General features: G+C 72.3%; 17 protein-coding genes. 9 read left to right on the top strand and 8 right to left on the bottom strand.

Annotated features, from left to right (window positions below):
• Window positions 1-14: 14 nt before the first annotated feature.
• The gene (locus LCN96_RS46425) at window positions 15-578 is read left to right on the top strand and encodes a TetR-like C-terminal domain-containing protein (protein WP_225268783.1); all 564 of its coding nucleotides are present in this window, start codon (window positions 15-17) and stop codon (window positions 576-578) included.
• A gap of 89 nt (window positions 579-667) precedes the next feature.
• Window positions 668-1,042, top strand: a complete 375-nt coding sequence (locus tag LCN96_RS46430) for a hypothetical protein (protein ID WP_225268784.1) — start codon at window positions 668-670, stop codon at window positions 1,040-1,042.
• A 227-nt stretch (window positions 1,043-1,269) separates the two neighbouring features.
• Here the strand turns inward: LCN96_RS46430 and LCN96_RS46435 are convergent, their stop codons facing one another.
• Entirely contained in the window at window positions 1,270-2,388 is a 1,119-nt protein-coding gene (locus tag LCN96_RS46435; RefSeq protein WP_225268785.1) for a glycosyltransferase, read from the bottom strand.
• A gap of 38 nt (window positions 2,389-2,426) precedes the next feature.
• On the opposite strand from LCN96_RS46435, the gene LCN96_RS46440 reads away from it, so the two are divergent.
• The 3 genes from LCN96_RS46440 to LCN96_RS46450 all read left to right on the top strand — a co-directional run bounded on the left by LCN96_RS46440 (window position 2,427) and on the right by LCN96_RS46450 (window position 7,837).
• The gene (locus LCN96_RS46440) at window positions 2,427-3,245 is read left to right on the top strand and encodes a PIG-L deacetylase family protein (RefSeq protein ID WP_225268786.1); all 819 of its coding nucleotides are present in this window, start codon (window positions 2,427-2,429) and stop codon (window positions 3,243-3,245) included.
• Between the two features lie 50 nt (window positions 3,246-3,295).
• Window positions 3,296-4,357 carry a lysylphosphatidylglycerol synthase domain-containing protein gene (locus tag LCN96_RS46445; RefSeq protein WP_225268787.1) on the top strand — a complete coding sequence of 354 codons (1,062 nt, stop codon included), beginning with the start codon at window positions 3,296-3,298 and terminating at the stop codon, window positions 4,355-4,357.
• 78 nt (window positions 4,358-4,435) lie between these two features.
• The gene (locus tag LCN96_RS46450) at window positions 4,436-7,837 is read left to right on the top strand and encodes a BTAD domain-containing putative transcriptional regulator (protein WP_225268788.1); all 3,402 of its coding nucleotides are present in this window, start codon (window positions 4,436-4,438) and stop codon (window positions 7,835-7,837) included.
• Here the strand turns inward: LCN96_RS46450 and LCN96_RS46455 are convergent.
• Complete coding sequence (locus tag LCN96_RS46455) at window positions 7,806-8,318, bottom strand: hypothetical protein (protein WP_225268789.1); 513 nt, start codon at window positions 8,316-8,318, stop codon at window positions 7,806-7,808. The two genes, LCN96_RS46450 and LCN96_RS46455, sit on opposite strands and share 32 nt — an antisense overlap.
• A 170-nt stretch (window positions 8,319-8,488) precedes the next feature.
• Here LCN96_RS46455 and LCN96_RS46460 point away from each other — a divergent pair, with 170 nt between their 5' ends.
• Window positions 8,489-9,019, top strand: coding sequence for a DedA family protein (locus tag LCN96_RS46460; protein WP_225268790.1), 531 nt, complete (start codon window positions 8,489-8,491; stop codon window positions 9,017-9,019).
• Between the two features lie 51 nt (window positions 9,020-9,070).
• On the opposite strand, the gene LCN96_RS46465 is transcribed toward LCN96_RS46460, so the two are convergent.
• The 3 genes from LCN96_RS46465 to LCN96_RS46475 form a co-directional block, all read right to left on the bottom strand.
• On the bottom strand, window positions 9,071-11,461 hold the full coding sequence (locus LCN96_RS46465; protein WP_225268791.1) for an ATP-binding cassette domain-containing protein: 2,391 nt from the start codon (window positions 11,459-11,461) through the stop codon (window positions 9,071-9,073).
• A gap of 62 nt (window positions 11,462-11,523) precedes the next feature.
• The gene (locus LCN96_RS46470; protein ID WP_225268792.1) at window positions 11,524-11,871 is read right to left on the bottom strand and encodes a VOC family protein; all 348 of its coding nucleotides are present in this window, start codon (window positions 11,869-11,871) and stop codon (window positions 11,524-11,526) included.
• Between the two features lie 152 nt (window positions 11,872-12,023).
• Window positions 12,024-12,230: a YegP family protein gene (locus tag LCN96_RS46475; RefSeq protein ID WP_225268793.1), complete on the bottom strand. Its 207-nt coding sequence runs from the start codon at window positions 12,228-12,230 to the stop codon at window positions 12,024-12,026.
• Between the two features lie 128 nt (window positions 12,231-12,358).
• On the opposite strand from LCN96_RS46475, the gene LCN96_RS46480 reads away from it, so the two are divergent.
• Window positions 12,359-13,177 carry a D-alanyl-D-alanine carboxypeptidase family protein gene (locus LCN96_RS46480; RefSeq protein WP_225268794.1) on the top strand — a complete coding sequence of 273 codons (819 nt, stop codon included), beginning with the start codon at window positions 12,359-12,361 and terminating at the stop codon, window positions 13,175-13,177.
• Between the two features lie 129 nt (window positions 13,178-13,306).
• Here LCN96_RS46480 and LCN96_RS46485 read toward each other — a convergent pair whose 3' ends face one another.
• Both LCN96_RS46485 and LCN96_RS46490 read right to left on the bottom strand, forming a co-directional pair.
• Entirely contained in the window at window positions 13,307-14,047 is a 741-nt protein-coding gene (locus LCN96_RS46485) for a hypothetical protein (RefSeq protein ID WP_225268795.1), read from the bottom strand.
• 54 nt (window positions 14,048-14,101) lie between these two features.
• The gene (locus LCN96_RS46490) at window positions 14,102-14,281 is read right to left on the bottom strand and encodes a hypothetical protein (protein WP_225268796.1); all 180 of its coding nucleotides are present in this window, start codon (window positions 14,279-14,281) and stop codon (window positions 14,102-14,104) included.
• A 74-nt stretch (window positions 14,282-14,355) separates the two neighbouring features.
• Here LCN96_RS46490 and LCN96_RS46495 point away from each other — a divergent pair, with 74 nt between their 5' ends.
• On the top strand, window positions 14,356-15,408 hold the full coding sequence (locus LCN96_RS46495; protein ID WP_225268797.1) for a LacI family DNA-binding transcriptional regulator: 1,053 nt from the start codon (window positions 14,356-14,358) through the stop codon (window positions 15,406-15,408).
• 114 nt (window positions 15,409-15,522) lie between these two features.
• Window positions 15,523-15,819, top strand: coding sequence for a hypothetical protein (locus LCN96_RS46500; protein WP_225268798.1), 297 nt, complete (start codon window positions 15,523-15,525; stop codon window positions 15,817-15,819).
• Between the two features lie 11 nt (window positions 15,820-15,830).
• Here the strand turns inward: LCN96_RS46500 and LCN96_RS46505 are convergent, their stop codons facing one another.
• A complete protein-coding gene (locus tag LCN96_RS46505) occupies window positions 15,831-16,076 on the bottom strand; it encodes a DUF4235 domain-containing protein (protein WP_225268799.1) in 246 nt (81 codons plus the stop codon).
• Window positions 16,077-16,106 lie beyond the last annotated feature (30 nt).

The raw sequence follows: 16,106 nt of genomic DNA on the forward strand, positions 1-16,106 counted from the left end.
CTAGGAGTATCACAATGTCTGCGCGCGGCCGCAAGCCCGACCCCACGGTCGACCACCGCATCAGGCAGGCCGCTGCCGGGCTGGTGCTCTCTCACGGTCTCGACTTCACCATGGACGACGTCGCAGCGGCGGCAGGCGTGGGCAGAGCCAGCGTGTTCCGCCGCTACGCCTCCAAGCGCGACATGCTGCTCGAAACGCTCACCGGCCTGATGAACGCGCACGTCGCCATCCCCGACACCGGCTCCCTGGAGGGCGACCTGCGCGTGGTGGTCGCCGACACGCTCGCCCTGTGGCACCAGCCGGGCGTGGCCCGCATGGCCAAGCAGGTGTACGGCGAGGCGGGCCGCGACCCGGCCGTGGCCGAGCTGATCCGCACCTCGATGCGCACCCGGATGGAGCGGTCGTGGGTGGTCTACGAGCGCGCGATCGAGCGCGGCGAGCTGCCGCCGAACGCCGACCTGTGGCTGCTCACGGACCTGTTCACCGGCTTCGTCGCCTACCGGGGGCTCCTGGATCTTCCGCTGCCCGATCCGGAGGAGATCGTGCAGGTCCTGCTGCACGGCTTTACGCCCGCTTGATACCCGTGGTGTTAGTGGGGTGCAAGCGGCGGTCAAGTCTGGGCCCATAATGTTCCCTTCGTTCGCTAAACCTACGAAGGGCACGGATAATGACTCCCCCTCGTCGTCGCCTCGCCGTCGCGGCCGCGACGCTGACCATTGCCGCTTTCACCACCGCCTGTGGTGCGATCGGCCAGGCTGTTGACTGCACTCAGGTCAGCCAGGAGATCACCAAGATCACCACCGAGTACAGCAGCTCCCTGAGCAGCGCCGCCACCGATCCCGCGGCCATCGACAAGGCGAGCCAGGAGACCGCCGACAAGCTCAAGTCACTCGCGAGCAAGTACGACGGCGACCTCGCCAGCGCGGTGAACGACATGGCCGCTCTCTTCGAGGGCATCAAGTCCGACAACATCGCCGCCGCGTCGGACACCATGAGCAAGATTCCCGACATCCAGGCCAAGATCGTCAGCGCCTGCGGCTGATTCGGGCTCGCGGCCGACGCGCGACCGCCTGTGGGGGGCAGGTCGGAGCGGGTGGCCGCGTCGTGACGGGCAAGACCGGCGTGGCGCGAGCGTAGGGGGCGCGCCACCTGCCGGAGGGGCGTGGCGCAGCTTGGGGGGCGTGCCACCCCCTCACACCGCCCGTCACGGTCTTCAGGCCACCGCGTGCGCCTCAGGCGCCGCGGTGGCCTTTCGCGTTCAGGCCGGTTTCATGCCCCGGGCCTGCTCGTAGGCCCGCTCGAATGCATGCCCCGGGCCTGCTCGTAGGCCCGCTCGAACCCTTCGAGCACCGTCGGCCACGACCCGGCCGCCGGCAGCGTCGCCCGGTTGTGCGCCGCGATGGACTCGCGCAGCTCGGCGTCGGCGCACAGCCGCGCCACCGCCCTGGCCAGATCGCCGAGCGTGCGCCCGAGCAGCCCCTCGGTGCCGTCCTTGACGAAGTCGGCGACCCCGCTCTGCGCCCTGGCCACCACCGGCACCCCCGCGGCCCGCGCCTCCAGCGCCGCGATGCCGAACGACTCGCGCGGCGCCGGCGCCACGAACACGTCGGCCGACTCCAGCACCTTGGCGATCTGCTCGCGGGTGTGCCGCCCGGGCAGCGAGACCCAGCCGCTCATGCCGTGCCGGTCGAGGAAGCGCGCCATCTGGCCCCGAGCGGGCCCGTCGCCGACGATCGTGGCCCGCATGGGGATCCGGGAGGGCACCCGCGCCCGGGCCGCCTGGAGCAGCTTCAGCAGGCGCACGGGCTGCTTGCGCGGCGCCAACCGGCCCACGGCCACGATGTGCACCTCCTCCGACGCCTCACGCCGCCGGCCGGGAGGCGGCGCCCAGCCCGAGAGGTCGAGCCCGTTGGACACCACCCGCACCGGCACCGCCGGCCCCGCCACCGCCCTGATGGGAGCCGCCGCGGCGGTGCTGACCGTGGTGGCCACCAGCCGCCAGCGCTGCCACCCGTACACCAGGCGCAGCAGCCGGTACATCGCCCGCGTCACCGGATCCCACATGCTGTGCACGGTCACCACGCACGGCACCCCCGCGCGGAACGCCGCCCGCACCCCCATCCACGCGAACGGCGAGACCGCCCCCGCGTGCACGTGCACCACATCGGGACGCGCCGAGGCGATGCGGCGTGTGAGATGCCCCACCCCGAACGGGTGCACGGGCAGGTCGAACGGCATCTTCGCGACGATCCTGTGCACCCCGGGCAGCGGCTCCCCCCTGGTCGCGGTGGCCACCGACACCTCGTGGCCCGCCTCCCGCTGGGTCCGCACGAGATCGGCGACCTGGACCTCGATCCCCCCGAGTCGCGGCAGGTAACAGTCACTCACGTGAAAGATCCGCACCCCTCCCAGACTAATCTGGGCGTGTGCCTCCACGTACCGCTGTGTTCTTCCATGCCCACCCCGACGACGAGGCCCTGCTGACGGCGGGCACCATGGCGATGCTCGCCGCCGAGGGGCACCGCGTGGTGCTCGTGGTGGCCACGGCGGGCGAGCGCGGCCTGGCCGAGATGGAGCCGGGCGAGGCGCTGGGCGAGACCCGGCTCAAGGAGCTCTACGAGTCGGCCGCGCTGCTCGGCTGCGCCCGCGTCGAGTGTCTCGGCTACGGCGACTCCGGGCTGAGCCCCAAGGGCGGCAGCGCCGAGGAGCGGCCCGACAACGCCTTCATCGACGCCGACACCGAGGAGGCCGCCAAGGCGCTGGCCGCGATCCTCCAGGAGGAGCAGGCCGACCTGCTGGCCATCTACGACCCGGCGGGCGGCTACGGGCACCCCGACCACGTGCAGGTGCACCGGGTCGGCAAGCGGGCGGCCGGGATCGCGGGCACGGAGATCGTCCTGGAGGCGACGGTCAACCGCGACCCGCTGCTGCGGCTGCTGCGGGTGGCGGGCCGGTTCTACAAGTTCCCGCCGGAGTTCGACGTACGCACGTTCGAGAGCGCGTACTCACCGGGCGAGGCGATCACCCACCGCGTCAACGTCCGCGGATACACCAGGCAGAAGCGGGCCTCCATGGCCGCGCACGCCTCCCAGGCCAGCGGCGGCGACAGCGACCGCACGCTCGCCGTGATGCTCAAGGTGCCCCGCCCGCTCTACCGTTTCGTCTTCGGCACCGAGTGGTACGTCCGCCGCGACCTGCCCCCCGGCGCCCGCCTCACTCATCCCTTCGACCGGTGGCCCAGCTAGTACTTCAGAACGACGAGGCCGCCCGCCGCCACGCGGCAGACTGGACCCCGATGAAGAACAAGTGGCTGCAGATCGCCCTGTCCGTGCTGTCGCTCGGCCTGGCCGTGCTGCTCGTGGTCTACCTCCCCCAGATCGTGCAGGCGCTGACCGGCAAGCCGGTCTCCTGGGCGGAGATCGGCCGGGTGTTCGGCGCGCTCGACGCCGGGGAGATCGCGCTGATGGCCGGGCTGTGGCTGCTCAGCCTGCTGGCCTACACGTTCGTGCTGACCAACTCCCTGCCCGGCCTGAACAACCTCCAGGGCCTGGCGCTCAACGCGGCGGGCAGCGCGGTCAGCAACCTGCTGCCGTTCGGCGGCGCCGTCGGCGTGGCGCTGTCGTGGGCGATGACCAAGGGCTGGGGCTTCACCAGCCGCGCGTTCGTGGTCATGACGCTGGTGAGCGGCGTGTGGAACACCTTGTTCAGGTTCATCCTGCCCGCGGTCGGGATCATCGCGCTGCTCATCGCCGGGCAGGCGCCCAACGCCACCGTCGCCAACGCGGGCTGGACGGGCGCGATCTCGATCATCGTGCTCTGCGTGGTCGTGGCCGTCGCGCTCTACTGGGAGCGCGCCGCAGTCTGGCTCGGCAAGGGACTCGACGCGGTGACCCGGCTGCTGCGGCTGAAGGTGCACGCCTCCGCGGCCTTCCACCGCCTGCGGGCCGACACCGCGGGCGTGGTGCGCACCCGGTGGCCCGGGCTGTCGCTGGGCATGCTTTTCTTCCTCGGTTTCCAGTGGGGAATCATGGCGGTCTGCATGCAGGTCACCGGCGCCTGGCCCGGCCTGGCCCAGTCGATCGCCGTCTTCGCCCTGTCGCGGGTGCTCACCAGCGCCCTGATCACGCCCAGCGGGGCGGGGATCATGGAGGGCGGCGTGGTGCTCCTGCTGACCTCCGCCTTCGGCGTGCCGGTCGCTCCGGCGACCGCGACCGCACTGCTTTTCGGCTTCTGGACTTACACTATCGAGATCCCGTTCGGCGGCCTGGCACTGGGCGCATGGGCGCTGCTGCGCAGGCGCAACGGCCGGAACGCCGGCGCGGAGCCCCCGTCCGCGATCTCGAAGGCCACCCAGTGACAATCCCAAACCCATCGCGTGCTAATCGACCACGGGCCTTGTGCGTGATTCGCAGGCCCGCATAGCGTGGCGGCTGACATGGTGGCGTTCCGAGTTCTGGGGCCAGTCGAGGCGTACGAACACGACGACGAACTCGACCTCGGCGGGTTGCGGCAGCGGGCCGTCCTCGCCCGACTTCTCGTGGCCAGAGGTCAGGTCGTGCCGGTTGACACGCTTCTTTACGATCTGTGGGACGACGACGCGGCCAAGGGCGCGCAGTCGGGGCTGCAGGTCTACATCTCGCGCCTGCGCCGCGTGCTGGAGCCCGGCCGCCCGCGCGGCGGGCCCAACCGGCTGCTGGTGACGGTCGCGTCCGGCTACGCGCTGCGCGTGGCCCCCGACCAGGTCGACGCGCTGCGCTTCGAGCAGCTCGTCCGCGCGGCCGGCGAGCACCTGGAAGAGGGTGACCCGCAGTCCGCCCGCGACCGTCTGGAGAAGGCGCTGGGGCTGTGGCGCGGCACCCCCTACTCCGACTTCGCCGACCAGGCGTGGGCCGAGGCCGAGGTCAACCGGCTGACGGAGCTGCGCCTGGTCTCCCGTGAGCGGCACGCCGACACGGGCCTGCGGCTCGGCCTGCACGCCGAGACCGTGCCCGACCTGGAGGCGCTGACCACCGAGCACCCGCTGCGCGAGGAGGGCTGGCGGCTGCTGGCGCTGGGCCTCTACCGCTGCGGCCGGCAGGGCGACGCGCTGGCCGCGCTGCGCCGCGCCAGGAACATCCTGGCCGACGAGCTGGGCATCGACCCCGGCCCCGCGCTGCGCAAGCTGGAGTCCGACATCCTGGCCCAGGCGCCCGAGCTGGAGCTGGCGCCCGCCCCCGCGCGGGCGCCGCGGCCCGCCGCGCCGGTCAGCGACACCTGGCCGCCGCGTCCCGCCGCCCCCATCGAGCCGCCGCCGCTGGAGCCCGAGCCGTTCGTCGGCCGCGACGCCGAGCTGACCAGGCTGACCACGGCCGCCTCGCGCACCGGCCGGTTCCAGGTCGCGATCGTGACCGGCGTCGCGGGCGCGGGCAAGACCACGCTGCTGCGCCAGCTGGAGAGCAGGCTGGGCGGCGACGGGTGGATCACCGCCTCCGGCGCCTGCCCCGACTCCAGCGCCACCCCGCCCGGCTGGGCCTGGGTGGAGATCCTGCGCACGCTCATCGGCATGACGGGCGCGGGCGAGTACGCCCAGCTCCTCGCGCCGCTGCTCGACGACGCCGCCCCCGACCCCGACGAGGACGAGGCGTCCGGCGGGTTCCGGCTGCACCGTGCGGTCGGCGGTTACCTGGCGGGCGTGGCGCGGCGCGGCCCCGTCCTGCTGACGCTGGAGGACCTGCACTGGGCCGACGACCAGACGCTCGCGCTGCTGCGGGCGCTGCCGAGCCTGCTGGCGACCAGCCGGGTGCTGCTCGTCGTGACGTGCAGGGAGAGCGAGCTCGACGACCGCCAGTCCGACGTGCTGGCCTCGCTGGCCAGGCTGGGGCCGCTGCGGGTGGGGCTGTCGGGGCTCGACCCGAAGGCCGTGGCCGAGCTGGTCAAGGCCACCTGCGTACGCGAGATCGACGAGGACGCGGTCGAGTCGATCGTGGAGCGCACGGGCGGCAACCCGTTCTTCGTCCGCGAGACCGTGCGCCTGCTCGACGCCGAGGGCGCGGCCGACCGGGCCAGCGCCACCGAGGTGCTCTCCCAGGTGCCGTCGGGCGTGCGCGACGTGCTGCGGCGGCGCATCTCGCGGCTGCCCGCCGGGGCGCAGCAGATCCTGCTGCAGGCCGCGGTGATCGGCCGCGACGTCGACCTCGACGTGCTGGTCGCGGTGGCCGTGGACGAGGAGTCGGTGATCGAGGCCGTCGAGGCGGCGCTGCTGGCGGGCCTGGTCACCGAGCCGGGCCCCGGGATGCTGCGCTTCGACCACGACCTCGTCCGCGACACGATCTACTCCGACGCCTCCAGGCTGCGCCGCACCCGGCTGCACGCCGCCGTGGCCTCGGTCATCGAGCAGCGCACGCCGTCCGACGTCTCGGCGCTGGCCCACCACTACTACCTGGCCGACGCCGCCGACAAGGCGGTGCACTACGCGGGCCTGGCGGCCGAGCAGGCCGAGCGGCGCTTCGCGCACCGCGAGGCGGCCACGCTGTGGGAGCAGGCCATCGCCGCCTTCGACCGCTCGCGCGGCGACGAGCAGAGCGGCGAGCAGCGGCCCGAGCGGGCCAAGGAGCGGCTGCGGCTGATGCTGCGCCAGATCAGGGCGCTGGCCCTGTGCGGCGACATGCACGCGGCCCGGCTGCTGCGGCGCCAGGCCATGGACGCCGCGCTGCCGCTGGGTGACCTGGAGATCACCGCGAAGGTGGCGGCGTCGCTGGCCGTGCCGCACAAGGGCATGGCGCGCGACTTCACCCGCACCGCGTGGGAGATCGTGGACGTCACCGAGAAGGCGCTCATGGAGCTGCCCGCGGGCGAGCAGCGGCTGCGGGCCAGCCTGCTGACCACGCTGGCGCTGGAGCTGGAGGGCTCCTCCTCGCCCGAGCGGGGCCGGCAGGCGTCGCTGGAGGCGCTGGAGCTGGCCCGGCAGAGCGGCGACCCGGCGCTGATCGCGGCGGCGCTGAGCGGGCGGCTGCGGCAGTCCTACGACATCCCCGCCGTCGACACGCGCGAGAGCATCGGCAGGGAGCTGCTGGAGGTCGCCCAGATCTCCGGGCAGATGGCCACGCAGGCGCTGGCCCACCTGGTGCTGCTGGAGTGCGCGGCGGCCAGGGGCGAGTTCAGCGTGGCCGACGAGCACGCGGCGGCGGCCGACCGCCTGGCCAAGCAGTACGATCTGTCGGCGCCCGCCGCGGTCGTGGTCTGGTACCGGGGCCAGCGGCAGATGATCGCCGGCGACTACGAGGGCGCCGAGCGGTCCTACGCGGAGGCGGCCAGGATGACCGCGCGGGCGGGCATGCTGGAGGGCCGCCAGGACCTGCCACTGATCACCAGGTTCTGCCTGCACCTGGTGGCCGGGCGGGCGGCCGAGATGGTGGACCTGCTGGCCGAGGCGCACATGCGGGGCGCCAAGTGGACGCTCGACGCGTACGCGCTGGCGCTGGCCTCGGCCGGGCACCAGAGCGACGCCAGGGCGGTGGCCGCGACCCGGCCGCCCGTGCGCCCCGACTTCCTGTACGAGCTGGCGATGACCTGGCGGGCGCTGGCCGGGATGCTGCTCGACGACCGGGAGCGGATGGTCGACTGCTACGACAAGCTCAAGCCGTTCGCCGACCGGGTGGCGGGCGCGGGCACCGGCGTGGTGGCGCTGTGGCCGGTCGCGCTGACGCTCGGCGACCTGGCCATCCGCCTGGGCCAGCCGGAGGCCGCGCGCGAGCACTACGAGAAGGCGCTGGAGGTGGCCGAGCGGGTGGGTGTGCCGCGCTGGGTGGAGGCCGCCAGGCAGTCGGTCAGCAGCTCACCTGGAAACGGTCGCTCGTGACCGGCTCGGCACCCTCGACCGCCAGCTCGATCCGGTACCAGCCCGGGTTGCCGGTGACCTGGGGGTGCCACTCGACCGTCCGCTCGGGAGCGGCGAAGCCGTCGTGGTCGGCCAGGTAGGTGCGCCAGGTCTTGGCCGACGGGCTCCAGCGGGCCAGCCGCCAGCTGTAGAAGACCGAGCCGGCGGGGCCGGGGCGCGCCACGCGGCTGCGCGCCACGTAGGACTTGGTGCAGCCGGGGCCCGCCTCGGTCAGCACGGCCACCGTCACCTTGCCCGCCGTGACGACCTGCTCGGCCGGGGCCGTGATGGGCAGCTCGCGGGCCGACAGGGTGACCTGGGTGGCGGGCTCGGCGATCGTCGTGCCGGCGTTACTGTAGGCGGTGAAGCCGACGTAGGCGCTGGTGAAGGCCAGGGCCGCCACGAACAACTTGGCGGCGTTGGCGGTCCCGCTGGTGAGGACGGCTGCGCTTCTCGTCGACATCTTCAACACCCCTCTTGGCTCATCCCAAGAGTGAGGGTGGGTGGTTGAGTGCTGGTTGTCGGCGGGTTGCACCTTTTGCGGGAGGCTTGCAAGGGCGGTGTGGCCCTGGCTCGCACCTGAAGGGTAAGGTAAGGCTGGCCTTAGGTTTGTGGAGGGGTGGTGGGCCGGGCATGAGGCAGGTAGTCGGCGCCGTCCCCGCGCCGGGCGAGCCGTTCTGGCTGGGGCTGCCGTACTGGCTCGTGGGAGCCGTCCTCATCCTGGCGCTGTTCGGAGCGTTCCAGGTCTACTACTGGGTCGGCCGCAAGCTCGGCGAGAAGCTGTACGACTCGCGCGTCGGCGTCAAGGTCGGGCGCGAGCGGATCCAGAAGATCGAGCACGTCGTCGAGCGGTGGGGGGCGCTGGCCGTCTACGGGTGCTTCTGGGTGCCCATGCTGCGGCACACGCTGCCGTGGGTGGCGGGGGCGTTGCGGGTGTCCTACCCCTGGTACGTGGTCGCCAGCGCGCTGGGGTGCCTGACGTGGGCGCCGCTGTGGTGGTTCGGCGGGACGGCGGCCGTGTTCGGCTGGATGGAGCTGGCCAGGCGGTCGCCGGTCGCGGCGGGGGCCGTGGCCGTGGTGGTGGCCGGGGGCGTGACCTGGCTGGTGATCCGGCGCCGGCGCAGGCGTCAGCGCGCCGGCGAGGACCAGGCCCTGGCCTCCTGACGCACACCCGCGGCCCGCGACCGCGCGTGGCGGGCGCGGGCCGGGAGGCCGTCAGGCGCCGACGTAGTCCGCCAGGTGCTCGCCCGTGAGCGTGGAGCGGGCGGCGACGAGGTCGGCAGGGGTGCCTTCGAAGACGACCCGCCCGCCGTCGTGACCGGCCCCTGGGCCCAGGTCGATGATCCAGTCGGCGTGCGCCATGACCGCCTGGTGGTGCTCGATCACGATGACCGACTTGCCCGCGTCCACCAGCCGGTCCAGCAGCCCGAGCAACTGCTCGACGTCGGCGAGGTGCAGCCCGTTGGTCGGCTCGTCCAGGACGTAGATCCCGCCCTTCTCCGCCATGTGGGTGGCCAGCTTGAGCCGCTGCCGCTCGCCGCCCGACAGCGTGGTGAGCGGCTGCCCGATCGTGAGGTAGCCGAGCCCGACGTCGGCGAGCCGTTCGAGGACGGCGTGCGCGGCCGGCGTGCGTGCCTCGCCCGCGCCGAAGAACTCCTCGGCCTCGTTCACCGACATCGCGAGCACCTCGCTGATGTCGCGCCCGCCGAGCCGGTAGTCCAGCACCGCGGCCTGGAACCGCTTGCCCTCGCACTCCTCGCAGGTGCTGGAGACGCCGGCCATGACGCCCAGGTCGGTGTAGACGACGCCGGCGCCGTTGCAGCCGGGGCAGGCGCCCTCGGAGTTGGCGCTGAACAGCGCCGGCTTCACGCCGTTGGCCTTGGCGAACGCCTTGCGGATCGGCTCCAGCAGCCCCGTGTACGTCGCCGGGTTGCTGCGCCGGGAGCCCTTGATCGGGCTCTGGTCCACCGACACCACGCCCGCGCCGGCGGGGATGGAGCCGTGCACGAGCGAGCTCTTGCCGGAGCCCGCGACACCCGTGATGACGGTGAGCACCCCGAGCGGGAGGTCCACGTCCACGTTCTTGAGGTTGTGCGTCGTCGCGCCGCGGATCTCCAGCTTGCCCGTGGGCTCGCGGACCGTCTGCTTGAGCGCGGCCCGGTCGTCGAGGTGGCGGCCGGTGATGGTGCCGGCGGCCCGCAGGTCCGCCACGGTGCCCTCGAAGCAGACGGTGCCGCCTGCCGAACCGGCGCCGGGGCCGAGGTCGACGACGTGGTCGGCGATCGCGATCACCTCCGGCTTGTGCTCCACGACGAGCACCGTGTTGCCCTTGTCCCGCAGGCGCAGCAGCAGGTTGTTCATGCGCTGGATGTCGTGAGGGTGCAGGCCCGCGGTGGGCTCGTCGAAGACGTAGGTGACGTCGGTGAGCGAGGAGCCGAGGTGCCGGATCATCTTGGTGCGCTGGGCCTCGCCGCCCGACAGCGTGCCGGCCGGCCGGTCGAGCGACAGGTAGCCCAGCCCGATCTCCACGAACGACTCGAGCGTCCGCAGCAGCGCGGTCAGCAGTGGCTTCACCGACGGCTCGTCCAGCCCTCTGATCCAGTCGACCAGGTCGGTGATCTGCATCGCGCAGGCGTCGGCGATGTTGACGCCGGCGATCCGCGACGACCGCGCCGCCTCGCTGAGCCGGGTGCCGTCGCACTCGGGGCAGGTGGTGAAGGTCACCGCCCGGTCCACGAACTCGCGGATGTGCGGCTGCATCGCCTCGCGGTCCTTGGACAGGAACGACTTCTGGATCCTCGGGATCAGCCCCTCGTAGGTGAGCGTGGACCCCTCGACCTTGACCTTGATCGCCTCCCGGTAGAGGAAGTCCCGCATCTCCTGCTCGGTGAAGTCGCGGATGGGCTTGTTCGGGTCCAGGAAGCCGGAGGCGGCGTAGGTGCGTACCGTCCACCAGCTGTCCGACTTCCAGCCGGGGATGGTGAACGCGCCCTCAGCGATCGACTTGGAGTCGTCGTAGAGCTGGGTGAGGTCGATGTCGGAGACCGTGCCGCGGCCCTCGCAGCGCGGGCACATGCCGCCCAGGCGTGTGTACGTCGCCCGCTCCGCCTTCTTGGCGCCGCGCTCGACGGTGATGGCGCCGCTCGCCCGCACCGTGGGGACGTTGAAGGAGAACGCGTTCGGCGAGCCGATGTGCGGCTGCCCGAGCCTGCTGAACAGGATGCGCAGCATCGCGTTGGCGTCGGTGGCGGTGCCGACCGTGGAGCGGGGGTCGGAGCCCATCCGCTGCTGGTCGACGATGATCGCGGTGGTCAGCCCGTCGAGCACGTCCACGTCGGGCCTGGCCAGCGTCGGCATGAAACCCTGCACGAAGGCGCTGTAGGTCTCGTTGATCATCCGCTGCGACTCCGCGGCGATCGTGTTGAACACCAGCGAGCTCTTGCCCGAGCCGGACACGCCGGTGAACACGGTCAGCCTGCGCTTCGGGATCTCGATGCTGACGTCCTTGAGGTTGTTCTCGCGCGCGCCGTGCACGCGGATCAAGCCGTGGCTGTCGGCAACGTGCGGCTCGGCAGGCTGCGTGTTCGTGGTCGTATCCCTGCTCATCGTGTCTCCATCCGTCAGGCCCGGCTGTGGGGCGGGGCCGCTCTCACGGTCTCCGTCGGTGCTCAGGCGTCCTGGAGCACGCCGAGGACGTTGCCGTCGGGGTCGGTGAAGGTGGCCACCAGCCGGCCGCCGCCCACGTCGCGGGGCTTGTCCTGGACCGTGCCGCCGGCGGCGGTGACCTCGGCCAGCTTCGCCTCGATGTCGTCCACCTGCCAGTACGCCACGGGCCCCGTCATGCCCTGCTCCGCACCGCCGGGGACCAGCCCGATGTGCTGACCCTCGGCCTCGAACCCGACATAGTAGGACTCATCGGTCTGAGGTGCGAAGCCGAGCAGCGCGGTGTAGACGGCCTTGGCCGCCGCGAGGTCGGAGACGGGGTGCAGCACGGTCTTGATGCCCTGGGTGGTCATGGGTCTGCTCCTGCAGTCGGGGGTCGTCGCGACCCGGGTGCGTCATCGGGCCGGGAATGCCCGAAGAACGGTGTATCTGCAGGTTAGGCGGGATGCCGTGAGCGACGCTTCTCGATTCCTGATCGGTTCGCCCGGCGCGGGAGGGGCCGGGGTCAGCCCGTCTCCGCCGGGGTTCCCGCGCCGCTCCGGTCGTCGATGGGGGCGTCGGGGGCGTTCCTGCGTACGGTCTCGATGCCGTTCACGCACGCCACCTTGTTCGGGAAACCCTCGCCGGTCGCCAGCGTCTGCCCGTTGTTCGCGACCAGCGCGAAACGGTAGCCGCCCTGGCCGTCCTCGCTGATGATGAATCTTCCTGCCATGGCCGCCGCTCCCCCGCCATATCGGATCTATCAATGATTTACCCCCATCTGAGGACGGCTCGCGGCCTATTCCGGCAAACGGCGCGTCCGGCTCTGTCAACATGATGTCCATGCGTATTGGGCGTTTGATGGGCTCTGTCGTGATCGCCTTGGTCGTCGGGGCCTCCTCCCCCGCCATGGCCGCCGACGAGCCGACCGTGGGGGCCAAGGCGGCATACGTCATCGACTCCGCTGGAACGGTGCACGTCGGCAAGCGGGAGACGAAGCGGGTGCCGGTGGCCAGCCTCGTCAAGATCATGACTGCGTACGTGGTGCTCCGCGAGGGCAACCTGACCGACACGATCACGATCACCGCGACCGACGTCAAGTACGCCGCCAAGAACGGCGCCGCTACGGCGGGCCTGCGCAAGGGTGAGCGCTTCACCACCCGGGACCTGCTGTACGCGCTCATGCTGCCGTCGGGCGCCGACGCGGCCAACGCCCTGGCCCGCCACTACGGGCCCGGCAAGACGGCCTTCGTCGCCAAGATGAACCGCACGGCCCGCTCCCTCGGCCTCACCGACACCCACTACACGAACGCCGACGGCATGCCCACCCCGGCCAACGGCGGCTACTCCACGGCCGTCGACCAGGCCAAGCTGGCCGGGCTCGCGCTGCGCAGCACCGTCTTCACGACCGTGGTCGGCAGCCAGGCGCACAAGGTGACCAAGACCAAGGTGCACCGGGCGCACACCTGGCGCAACACGAACAAGCTGCTCACGCGGGCCGACGGGGTGCTCGGCGTGAAGACCGGTTACACGAACGCGGCCGGTTACTGCCTGCTGTTCGCCGGCGAGCGCAACGGGCTCCAGGTCGTGGGCGTGCTGCTGGACGACGGGAACGAGCGCCGCTTCTCGACGGCGGAGAAGCTGCTGGACTACGCGGGCGAGCAGATCGGTCTCGGCTGACCGCCCTCGGCTGACCGCCCTCGGCTGACCGCCCTCGGCTGATCGGCCTCGACTGATCGGCCTCGGCTCACCCCGCCCGCTCGCGCGATCGCCGCGCCGTCAGCCGAGAACGGTGCGGCCGTCGCGCCGTCAGCCGAACACGATGCGGCCGCTGCCAGGCAGGGTGGCCATGCCCTGGGTGGCGCAGCCGAGCAGGCCCATGGCGGGGGTGATGCCGCCCTTGACCGGCTTGCCGGCCAGCCACCCCGCCGCGACGGTGCCGGTCAGCAGCGTGTCGGCCGGCCGCCGGGCCACCAGCCGATCGGCCCTGACCCGCAGCCGTGAGGTGCCGACGGGCCGCCCGTTCGCCCCGAACCAGGTGATCACGGCGCTGCCCCGCACCTGACGGGCGCTGGTGCACGACGCCTGAGCGGTGGCCTTCACGCTCCCCCACCCCGAGCGCAGGAGCGCGGCCGTGCCGTCGGGCGAGGTGCACCCGGTGAGCTCCAGATGCCCGCGCGCCGCGACCCGCCGCGGCGTGAGCCCCAGCTTCGGCTCGAACACCAGCGGCCGCGCGGCCGGAGTCGCGACCGCGCAACTCAACGCGCCCTTCTCCGCCGCCCGCGCGCCGAAGGCGTCCGGGCTGAACGGCCGGACACCGAAGCCCTCCGGCCCCGCCACCCCGGACGAGCCCAGCGCCCCGGCACCCAGCGCCCCGGCACCCAGCGCCCCGGCACCCAGCGCGCCAGAACCCGGCGCACCTGAACCCAGCGCGCCAGAACCCAGCGCCCCGGCGCCGAACGCCCACGGGCCGAGCGGCCCCGCATCGGACGGCACCGGCCCCAGCGTCCCCGCCGCGGTGACCAGTCCGATGATCCAGACCACGTTCATGGAGCCCCCGCTACTGCACGCGATTCTGTAACCGATCGCTCACATTCTGCATCATCACAGCGGGCGGCACACCGGATCCAGCCGGTCGGCCGTCCACCTGAGCGAGTACGCCAGCCGCACGCGAACCCGCGCGGCCGGCCGCTCCGGACGCCGCGGCGCCCCGGGCAGCGCTTCGCCGAGCGACCCCCGATGCCCCATTGCGGTCTGGTGGGCGAGGACTTGCATGGCATCCATCCGATCCTCCTTAATCAATTAAGAGCTTAATCAATTAAGAAGGATGCGGCAAGCCTCTTCGATACGGTGGCCCCATGGCCAAGGTCACGCTGCAGACGATCGCCGACCGCCTCGGCGTCTCCAGAGCCACCGTGTCCTACGCCTTCTCCCGCCCCGACCAGCTCAGCGACGGCCTCCGGCGGCGCATCCTGGAGGTCGCCGACGAGCTCGGCTACGCCGGCCCCAACCCGACCGCCCGCTCGCTCCGGCTCGGCCGCGCGGGGGCGCTCGGGCTGCTCTTCAGCGAGACGCTGGCGTACGCGTTCGCCGACCCGTACGCGATCGGCTTCTTCCAGGGGCTGGCCACCGCGGCCGAGGACGCGGGCGTGGGCCTGCTCATCCTGCCCCTGCCGCACGGCGACCGGCGCAGCGACACGGTCAGGGACGCCGTGGTGGACGCGTTCTGCGTCATGTCGCTGCCCGACGGGCATCCGGCGCTGGCGGAGGTGCTGGCCAGGAAGCTGCCGGTCGTGGTGGTGGACGAGCCGTACGTGCCGGGCCACCCGTTCCTCGGCATCGACGAGCCGGCGGCGGGCGCGGCGGCGGCGCGCCACGTGCTGGAGCTCGGCCACCGGCGCCTGGGGGTGGCCATGGTGGGGCTGCACGACGACGGTCACACCGGCTGGGCCGACCCGCAGCGGCAGCGGGCGGCGCCGTTCGCGGCCATGCGGGCGCGGCGCCAGGGCTACCAGCAGGCCTGCGAGGAGGCCGGCCTCGACTGGGCGGGGGTGCCGTTCTACGAGGTGGCGCGCAACTCGCGCGAGGCGGGGCGGCGGGCCGGCCACGCCCTGCTCGGCCGCGACCCGCGGCCCACCGCGATACTCACCAACACCGACGTGCTGGCCCTCGGCATCCTCGACGCCGCCGCCGACCTGGGGCTCAAGGTGCCCGAGGAGCTGTCGGTCGTCGGCTTCTCCGACAGCGCGGCCGAGGAGGCGGGGCTCACCACGATCCGCCAGGCCAAGCAGGAGATGGGCGCGGCGGCGGGCCGGCTGCTCCTGTCGGGCGGCACGGCTCCCCCGGAGCGGCTGCTGTTCCCGTACGAGCTGGTCGTCCGCACCTCCACCGCCCCTCCCCCTCGGCCGTGACCTGCGCGCCTATCTTCGCGACACGAACTAACCAGGGAATTCCCCGCGAAATCCGGCCTCTCCCTCGTTTCCGCAGGTAGGGTGAGGTCCACACCCCTCCCCTAAGGACACCTCATGGCGGAATTCTTCGAGGTCCGCATGACGATCGGGAGCCACGAGAGAGCGGCCGAGCTCGCGCACGGCATCCTGCTCGCGGGCCTGGCCACGTCGATCGACATCGCAGAGGCCCCGGACCAGCCGATCCACCGCGATGAGCCTGTCTGGCAGCTCACGCTCATCACGACGGACGAGCAGGTCCCCAGCTTGGAGCAGCACATCAGGAGCAACGGCGACGACGCCGCCGTGGTCTGGAGGCCGGTGGTCCACGACTTCGACAGCCTGCCCGACTGGCTCACGGACGACCAGCCGTGAGCCCTCGGGCATCAGTGGCCGCGACGCCGGAAGGTCTGCGCGCCGGTGCGGTGCACGGCGGCCTTGACCAGTCCGAAGATCGCCCCTTGCAGGGCCGCCGCGACCAGCACCTCGGTCCAGCCGCGTTCGAGGTCGTCGGCGTCCGGGGCGTCGTCCTGACCTGACGCGAACTTCCAGGCCCGCTTGAACAGAGCGGACGCCAGCACGCCGCCCAGCAGGCCCATCCCCAGTGACGTGGCTTTCTCTACGGGTTGCATGGCATCTCCTTACCGTGACGTGGTGTGTGC

It is taken from the genome of Nonomuraea gerenzanensis, assembly GCF_020215645.1.
GTDB classification, from domain to species: domain Bacteria; phylum Actinomycetota; class Actinomycetes; order Streptosporangiales; family Streptosporangiaceae; genus Nonomuraea; species Nonomuraea gerenzanensis.